Source organism: Micromonospora foliorum (assembly GCF_022229015.1).
Taxonomy (GTDB): domain Bacteria; phylum Actinomycetota; class Actinomycetes; order Mycobacteriales; family Micromonosporaceae; genus Micromonospora; species Micromonospora foliorum.
Genome location: NZ_JAKKFF010000460.1, coordinates 1 through 1,839, shown reverse-complemented (window position 1 = coordinate 1,839; position 1,839 = coordinate 1). Strand labels below are relative to the sequence as shown.

2 protein-coding genes and 1 pseudogene are annotated in these 1,839 nt (G+C 73.7%); 2 read left to right on the top strand and 1 reads right to left on the bottom strand.

Going from position 1 to position 1,839, the window contains the following annotated elements:
- The coding region (locus PSH25_RS27860) for a CDP-glycerol glycerophosphotransferase family protein (RefSeq protein WP_238661862.1) at positions 1-1,203 on the top strand (1,203 nt) is incomplete at its 5' end.
- Positions 1,204-1,209: 6 nt separating this feature from the next.
- On the opposite strand, the gene PSH25_RS27855 is transcribed toward PSH25_RS27860, so the two are convergent.
- Positions 1,210-1,566, bottom strand: a complete 357-nt coding sequence (locus PSH25_RS27855; protein ID WP_238661861.1) for an alpha/beta fold hydrolase — start codon at positions 1,564-1,566, stop codon at positions 1,210-1,212.
- Here PSH25_RS27855 and PSH25_RS27850 point away from each other — a divergent pair.
- Positions 1,544-1,839: pseudogene (locus PSH25_RS27850) on the top strand (ABC transporter permease); the annotation flags it as partial. The gene PSH25_RS27855 and the pseudogene PSH25_RS27850 overlap by 23 nt on opposite strands.

Sequence of the window (1,839 nt, the reverse complement as noted above, 5' to 3'; positions counted from 1 at the left end):
CTGCTGGTCGGCGCGGGCGCCGGTGCGGTCGCACTGGACCTGGCCCGGCGGCGGTTCCGGCCGCGGGCCGGTGGCGGGGCGGTGGCCGCCGCGCTGCGCCGGCACCAGCCGGAGTTCCTGCTCTACTTCTCCGCGCCCCCCGGCTCGGAATACCAGGTCACCATGTGGCTGCCGTACCTGCGACGGATCGGCCGGCCGTTCCTGGTGGTGCTGCGCGAGCCGGAGTTCCTGGCCCCGATCGCGGCGGCCACCGACGCCCCGGTGGTCTACTGCCCCACCCTGGGGGCGATGGACGAGGCGTTGGTGCCGAGCCTGCGGGCGGCGTTCTACGTCAACCACGGGGCGAAGAACAGCCACTGCGTCCGCTTCACCCAACTCACCCACATCCAGTTGCACCACGGCGACAGCGACAAGGCGCCGAGCGCCAACCCGGTCTCGGGGATCTTCGACCGGATCTTCGTGGCCGGGCAGGCGGCGATCGACCGCTACGCCCGCGCCGGGGTGCAGATCCCGGCGGACAAGTTCGTGGTGGTGGGACGCCCACAGGTCGAGTCGATCGAGGTACGCCCGGAGCCCGCACGAGGGTTGGCGCACCCGACGGTGCTGTACACCCCGACCTGGACCGGGCACCACGCCGACGCCAACTACTGCTCACTGCCGGTGGCCGAAGGGCTGCTGCGCCGACTGCTGGAGCGCGGCGCGACGGTGATCCTGCGGGCACACCCGTACACCACGCAGAACCCGGCATCGGCCCGCCAGTTGGGCCGCCTGACCGAGTTGCTCGTCGCCGACCGGGCCCGCACCGGCCGCCCGCACGTGGTCGGCGCGGCGGCTCGGGAGCTGAGCCTGACCGAGTGCGTCAACTCCGCCGACGCGCTGGTCTCCGACGTGTCCGGCGTGATCTCCGACTTCCTCTACTCCGGAAAGCCGTACGCGGTCACCGACATGGGCGACGAGGGCGACCGGTTCGTGGAGCGGTTCCCGCTGGCCGGGTCGGGTTACGTGCTGCGCCGGGACATGTCCAACGTGGACGAGGTGCTGACCGCGCTGCTGGACACCGACCCGCTGGCCGAGGCCCGCTGGGCCACCCGCCGCCGCTACCTGGGTGACTTCCCGGCCGAGTCGTACGCCGAGGCGTTCCTGACCGCCGCCCGCCGGGAGCTGGCACCGGCCGAGACCCTCACCGCGCCCACACCGGCATAGCCCCGCTCAGCGGTACGGGTCGAGCAGCGCCAACACCGCCGCCGGGTCCTCCACGTGCGCGTTGTGCCCGAGACCGGGCAGCGTGGCGACCGGTACGCCGTACTCCTTGAGCTGTTCGTCGGTGACCATCGGGTCGTTCTCGCCGCGCGCCAGCACCACCGGAACGTCGGTCGCCGCCAGCAGCGCGGCCAGATCAGGCTCGCCGACGGCGAAGGCGGTCGGGTCCATGGCGAGGCGCCACCGGCCGTCGACCTGGCGCAGCCCGGCGTCCACCACCGGGTCGTCCGGCGGGACCAGGCCGGCCAGTCCGGCGACGCGCAGGTAGCGGCGTGCCGCCTCGGTGCGGCTGGCGAACCAGCTCACCGGCGAGCGGGGCTACGGGCGCGTCATGGTGGCGGCCCGACCGGGCGCCGACGTCGCGGCGCTGACCGAGAAGGTACGCGCGGTGGCCGGCGCCGAAGCCACCGTGAGGAGTCGGCAGCAGATCCTCGACGAGGCCGGGGAGGACGCGGTCCGCAACGTCGACCAGTTCCGCATGCGGGTGTTGATCGTCGTGGGGGGCGCGATCGGGGTGGCGGGCTGGGTGATGGCCACACCCTTCGCAGCCGTGCGTGCCCAGCGCACCCGGCGGGCCGC